This is a genomic window from Acetobacter sp. DmW_136, assembly GCF_008690365.1.
GTDB lineage: Bacteria > Pseudomonadota > Alphaproteobacteria > Acetobacterales > Acetobacteraceae > Acetobacter > Acetobacter oryzifermentans.
Map to the genome: position 1 here is coordinate 199,877 of NZ_VHON01000006.1, position 6,092 is coordinate 205,968.

General features: G+C 52.2%; 5 protein-coding genes and 1 pseudogene. 4 read left to right on the forward strand and 2 right to left on the reverse strand.

Annotated elements, in window-relative coordinates; all coding sequences use genetic code 11:
- Positions 1–68: 68 nt before the first annotated feature.
- The 4 genes from mreC to rodA are packed head-to-tail and all read left to right on the forward strand — an operon-like array spanning position 69 to position 4,662.
- Positions 69–983, forward strand: a complete 915-nt coding sequence (mreC, locus tag FKW31_RS02860; protein WP_006116664.1) for a rod shape-determining protein MreC — start codon at positions 69–71, stop codon at positions 981–983.
- Positions 984–987: 4 nt separating this feature from the next.
- Positions 988–1,551, forward strand: coding sequence for a hypothetical protein (locus tag FKW31_RS02865; protein ID WP_006116663.1), 564 nt, complete (start codon positions 988–990; stop codon positions 1,549–1,551).
- Between the two features lie 19 nt (positions 1,552–1,570).
- Positions 1,571–3,499 (forward strand): penicillin-binding protein 2, encoded by a 1,929-nt coding sequence (gene mrdA / locus FKW31_RS02870; protein ID WP_063353275.1) that lies wholly within the window; start codon positions 1,571–1,573, stop codon positions 3,497–3,499.
- On the forward strand, positions 3,496–4,662 hold the full coding sequence (rodA, locus tag FKW31_RS02875; protein WP_006116661.1) for a rod shape-determining protein RodA: 1,167 nt from the start codon (positions 3,496–3,498) through the stop codon (positions 4,660–4,662). The genes mrdA and rodA overlap by 4 nt, the downstream gene beginning before the upstream one ends.
- A 94-nt stretch (positions 4,663–4,756) precedes the next feature.
- On the opposite strand, the gene FKW31_RS02880 is transcribed toward rodA, so the two are convergent.
- Both FKW31_RS02880 and FKW31_RS02885 read right to left on the reverse strand, forming a co-directional pair.
- The gene (locus tag FKW31_RS02880; protein WP_150177560.1) at positions 4,757–5,986 is read right to left on the reverse strand and encodes a M48 family metallopeptidase; all 1,230 of its coding nucleotides are present in this window, start codon (positions 5,984–5,986) and stop codon (positions 4,757–4,759) included.
- 12 nt (positions 5,987–5,998) lie between these two features.
- Positions 5,999–6,092 (reverse strand): annotated as a pseudogene (locus tag FKW31_RS02885) (biopolymer transporter ExbD); the annotation flags it as partial.

Here is a 6,092-nt window from a genome sequence, read left to right on the forward strand (position 1 = left end):
CCCGGCGCCAGAATGCAAATGGGCATGCCTTTCGCTTTCCTTCCCTCTGATAGGGGTTCCCGGCTTTTATGATCCCGGTTTCCATCCAGGTAAGACAAGCTCTTGGCAAACTGGTTTTGCCAGTGCTGCTGCTGTTGTCTGTCGGGATTATTATTGCAGGCCAAGCCGATAGAAAGCTGGCTGATACTGCGCGTATGTATGTGGCAGATGCTTTAGCCCCTTTGTGGGGGCTTATTGCCCATACGCAAACAGATGTTAGCCACCTTGTGCAAGGCATAAAAGATGCCCGCCATCTGGCGGAAGAAAACGCCAAACTCCAAACCGAAAATGCCAAACTGCGCCGGTGGTATGATGTTGCAGTCTCTCTTGCGCGGGAAAATGATAGCTTAAAGACAGAACTGCACTGGGTGCCAGAACCTACCCCAGCCTTTGTAACGGGCCGAGTAGTGGCAGATAGTGGTGGCATGTATGCCCGCGCTGTTTTGCTTGTGGCTGGCACCACCAGTGGCGTGCATGTTGGCAATGTTGCTTTAGCAACAAATGGTCTGGCAGGACGCGTTACCGAAGTTGGCCCACATGCGGCCCGCATCTTGTTAATAACCGATATTGCCAGCCGCCTGCCCATTGAGCTGGAATCCAGCCATGCCACGGCCATAATGGCAGGCGACAACTCCCCCATGCCAAGGCTGATGTATTATCCGCAGGATTCACGCCCCATTGAAGGGGAGCGTGTTGTAACCAGTGATCAAGCTGGCGCCTTCCCCATGGGGTTGCCTATTGGCACGGTACATTACCTGCACCCGGGGCAACCAGTTGTACAGCCCTTTGTGCAATTGGATAAACTGACCATGCTGCGTGTGTTCGATTTTGGACAATCTGAAATTGAGCCGCCTGATGCTCCGGGTCATGTACCACTTACCCGCCCGCATCGGCCATTAGCACTGCCTTTCAAAACACTTCTGGGACAAGGACAGGAAGGGTAACCTGATGTCCGATCCCTCACCCCCATCATGGGACCCAGATCTTGAACCGCGCCTAACGCTCGGCCAGAAGCTTGACCGCACAGCGCGCCATCTGTTGCCATCTGCTTTTATTGTTCTGGTTATTATCTTTTTTTCGGCACCCCTAGCCATTCCCGGTTCTGCCGAACTGCTTTCTGCCATTGTTATCGGCTCTGTATTTTTCTGGTCTGTTTGGCGGCCTACCGGTATGCCTGCGCTGGCGCCTTTCTTGCTGGGCCTGTTTATGGATCTGGTTGGCTTTACACCTTTGGGCGTAAGCTCATTTATTCTGCTTCTGGTTTACGGAATCAGCACCTATGCCCGATTTGGGCTCATGCGTATGAATTTTTTAGTAGTATGGTGCCTTTACGGTCTGATAGGTGGAGCCGCCTCTTTCCTACAGTGGGCATTGGCATGTTTGTTCCGGCTGCATGGCCTTGATCCGGCTCCTGCCTTTTTTGAAGCACTACTGTGCATAGGGGTTTATCCGTTGCTTTCCGCCACTTTCTCATGGTTCCTGCATATTCTGGATGAAAAGGAATCCGCATGAACAGGCATGAAAGCTTCTTATGTGGCTGAAGCGGCGCAAGAAAGAAAACCGGCGTTTTCTACCTGTTCGTGAACAGAAAGACCCTGCCCGTGGCGTTTTTACACGCCGAGCGCTGCTGTTTATGGCTGTCCAAACGGTGGCGTTGGGGGAGCTTGGCCGCCGCCTGTATAAAATCCAGATAGAAGATGGTGACCATTATGCCCGCATGGCCGCCAAAAACCGTATCAGCAAGCGCCTTTTGGCACCACCACGCGGGCGTATTGTAGACCGCTACGGCGTGGCCCTTGCCAATAACAAGGAAAACTGGCGCGCCCTTTTGATGCCTGAAGAAACCACGGATGTAACAGGCACGATTGAACGCTTTTCCAGCATTATTCCGCTAGATGAACGTGACCGCACACGAATCGCGCGTGAAATGCGGCATCAACGGCGCTTTGTGCCGGTCATGCTGCGAGATTTCCTCTCGTGGGATGAAATGGCACGTATTGAACTCAACGCCCCCTCTCTCCCCGGCGTGTTGATTGATGTGGGCACACGCCGCGTTTACCCGGAAGGCGAACTACTCGCCCATATTATCGGCTACGTAGCCCCGCCCAATGAAAAAGATGTGGCCCGTTCTGCTTTGTTGGCCCTGCCAGGGATGCGCGTAGGCCGTGCGGGTATTGAACAAAGTCAGGATGACAATCTTCGTGGCACGGCCGGATCTGTGGAAATGGAGGTCAACGCCGTTGGGCGTGTGATGTCTGAGCTAAACCGCGAAGAAGGCGTGCCGGGTGAAGAAATCAGCCTAACCATAGATCGCGCGCTTCAGCAAAAAGTACTGAACGCCATCGGAGATCAAACAGCCTCTGCCGTGGTGATGGACTGCCAGAATGGCGAGGTGCTTGCCATGGTCAGTACACCCTCGTTTGATCCCTCATTGTTTGATAGTGGCGTAAGCCATGCGCAGTGGATTGAATGGACAAACAACCAGCGCACACCCCTTATCAATAAAGCTGTGGCTGGGGTATACCCTCCCGGTTCCACCTTTAAACCCGCTGTTGCCATGGCGGCTTTAGAATCTGGCCTTGTTTCCCCCACAGATCGTTTTTTCTGCCCCGGTCACCTAGATGTCGGTGGTACACGCTTTCACTGCTGGTCTCGGTGGGGGCATGGGTCTGTTGATCTGCATCTGGCGCTTAAATATTCCTGCGACGTTTATTTTTACGAAGTCGCACGTCGTATAGGCATGGAACGTATTGCAGCCACAGCCCATAAATTCGGCCTTGGCACGCAGTTGGATATCGAGTTGCCCCATACCCGCACCGGCCTCATTCCCACTCCCGCATGGCGGCAGGCTCACCACCACCATTGGAATGGTGGAGATACAATTGTAAGCGGCATTGGGCAGGGGTTTGTACAGGTTACGCCTTTACAACTGGCGACCTATACAGCCCGCATTGCCTCTGGCCGGGCCGTGCAGCCCCATCTTGTGCGCGCCATAAACGGAGAAATTGGCAAGCAAGTACAGCCAGACCATTGGCCCACCCTTGATATGCCAGACAGATATCTAGCAGCCCTGCGCTCTGGCATGTTTGCTGTTATTAACGAACCGCATGGAACGGCCCCCAAAGCGCGGCTGGATCTCCCCGGCATCACTATGGCTGGCAAAACGGGTTCTGCACAGGTACGGCGTGTTTCACGCGCATTGCGTGAAAGCGGGCATTTTAACTCTGCCAATCTGCCATGGGAGTATCGGCCGCACGCGTTGTTTATCTGCTTCGCCCCTTATGATTCCCCACGTTATGCTGTTTCTGTTGTGATCGAACACGGAAACGCAGGTGCAGATGCCGCAGCCCCTCTGGCCCGTATTATCATGCGCGATACTTTGTTGCGTGATCCGGTAACACACACCACGCCGCCGCCAGAAAGTGTAGCTGATGCAAGCAGCCTGGTAAGTGATCCATGAAGTTTCATAAACGGCTGCTCCGGGCAGAACCAAGCTTCCGCCTGATGTCCAAGTTATGGCGTATCAGTTGGTTGTACATTCTACTGATCTGCACATTGGCTGGTGTTGGGTACGTTACACTCTATTCTGCCGGTGGTGGCACGCCTTACCCTTTTGCGGCCCCACAAGCTGCACGCTTTGCTGTGGGTTTGGTAATGATGATTACCATCGCCATGCTTCCCCCACGCATGCTTATCCACGCGGCAGCACCCATGTATGTGCTTTCGCTTATCCTGCTTGTCGCCGTGTTACGCATGGGCCATGTGGGCAAGGGCGCAGAACGCTGGTTGATTATAGGCGGGTTGCAGGTTCAACCCTCAGAATTCGCCAAAATTGCGCTGGTTCTGGCACTTTCTGCATGGTTTTCTCGCATAAGCTATGCCCGTATGGGCAACCCTTTGTGGTTGATTCCTCCTGCGCTTATCGTACTTGTGCCTGTTGGCCTTGTATTAAAAGAACCTAACCTTGGCACTGCCGTCATTATTGGCGGCATTGGCGCATCTCTGTTTTTTGCAGCAGGCATGCGGCTTTGGCAAATTGTGCTGCTTTTGCTTCCCGTACCTTCGCTTATCAAATTTGCATACAACCATCTGCATGATTACCAACGCGCGCGCATAACCACCTTTTTGCATCCGGAAAATGATCCACTAGGAGCAGGCTACAATATCATACAGTCTAAAATTGCCTTGGGTTCTGGCGGTATGTGGGGGCAGGGCTATCTGCATGGATCACAAGGGCAATTAAACTTTCTGCCTGAAAAGCAAACAGACTTCATTTTTACAATGATTGCAGAAGAATGGGGCTTTGTTGGCGCTGCTGCTGTTATCGGGTTGCTGCTCATAATCATTCTGGGCGGCATGATCATGGCTATCCGCTGCCGTAACCGCTTTGGGCGCCTTATTGCCCTTGGTATCAGCATGAACTTCTTTTTCTACTGCTTGGTTAATCTTTCCATGGTGATGGGCGCTATCCCTGTAGGGGGGGTGCCTCTACCATTGGTCTCTTACGGTGGCTCCGCCATGCTGAATGTTATGCTGGGGTTTGGGTTGCTCCTTTCAACATGGGTTCATCGTGATTCTGTTAACGATGGGGAAGAAGAAGACGCCAACAAAGATCTTATCTGATAAAATCAGTCTCATGCTTCCTGCGTTCCTTAATAAAAAAAGGGCCACCCTCAATATCAGGATGGCCCTTTTTTATATAACTTCGCAGTTTAAGCTATTTAGCGCTCACGGGCTGCATCACGTGCAAGATCCAAAGCTGCGCGATATCATGCGCACCATTATCTCCTTCAACACTACGTAAAGCAGCCAGAGCCTGATCCTTATGGCCAGCATAAAGCTCTGCAAGCCCTAAGTGCAGGCGCGCAATATTCACGTCACTTACACCTTTGCTGATGGCCTGCTGCATAAGTTGCAAGCCTTTATCAGCCTGCCCAAAAGTAACGTAATTGTACCCGACTGTCAGCAAATCATCCCCATTTCTGGCAGAAGCAGCCGCCTGCTCATCTGCTGCAATGGAAGCCTTTTTGGAAGCTACAGCTTTTTCAACCATAGCTTTCAAACGGGCTTGACGGGGAGCCTCCGCCCCCTGCCCTAAAATACCAGATTGGTAACCTTGATTCATCAGATCCAGCGCCAGTTGCGGCGTATTTTGCTGGACAGCAATTTCCGTCATATCCATAAAATCACGCGCTTGGGAAACATCCCCAACGGCCAAACGGATACGATAAACATCCAACTGTAAGGATGCCGGAATTTTGGTATTTACCACCAGTTCATGCAGCAACAGCGCCCAGTATTCCTTTTTAGGGTAATACGTTGCCAGCAGAACGTATGCGTGGGTTGTAGCAGTAGAATCCTTTAGTGCCGTCGCACTGGCTGCAAGCATTTGCAGTTCAGATTCTGTTGGTGTTTTGCCGGCCTTTATGGCGGCACTCGCCTGTTGCTTCACCACCTTGATGGTATTGGGGTAATCCTTCTGAAGATAGTAAGATTGCGCCAGCAATGTTTCCATCTGGGGATCAGAACCAGAGGTTTTCAGGTAACGCTGAATATTGGCAACTGCCTTAGGGTAATCCTTGGCAGTATAAGCCATGGTCGCTTCAGACTTTAACATCTGATTTTTCATGGCCTGCGGCGTGCGGGGGGAGGCAATCAGCTTATCGTAAGCCGCTGTTGCCGCCGAAAGATTGCCTGCCTGTGTGGCCACAGCGGCACGCATCTGCGCAATGGTGTAATCTTCGTAATCTGTTTTGCCTTTTACGGCATCTGCAGCATTTACTGCATCCATCGCCTTGGCATAATTATGTGCTGCCAGAGCAGACTGCGCGGCTTCCAGTTCTGTCCCAACCTGTTGGCCGAGTTCATCTGCCGCATGTGCAACGGGCTGCATGACAATCCATGCTGTTGTTGCACACAAAAGGGTACGTAAAAAACGAGAAGCCATTCTCAAAAATCCTCACTTACCGTCTACGAACTGTTCCTGTCCGACGATTCCGAGTTTTGTAACGCCGAGGCGCTGTGCGTCGGCCATGACGTGGATGACGGTTTTG

Bases quoted from the DNA above. Each gene is read 5' to 3' on its own strand.
- mreC (WP_006116664.1), top strand. From the start codon at position 69: ATGATCCCGGTTTCCATCCAGGTAAGACAAGCTCTTGGCAAACTGGTT.
- FKW31_RS02865 (WP_006116663.1), top strand. From the start codon at position 988: ATGTCCGATCCCTCACCCCCATCATGGGACCCAGATCTTGAACCGCGC.
- rodA (WP_006116661.1), top strand. From the start codon at position 3,496: ATGAAGTTTCATAAACGGCTGCTCCGGGCAGAACCAAGCTTCCGCCTG.
- mrdA (WP_063353275.1), top strand. From the start codon at position 1,571: ATGTGGCTGAAGCGGCGCAAGAAAGAAAACCGGCGTTTTCTACCTGTT.
- FKW31_RS02880 (WP_150177560.1), bottom strand. From the start codon at position 5,986: ATGGCTTCTCGTTTTTTACGTACCCTTTTGTGTGCAACAACAGCATGG.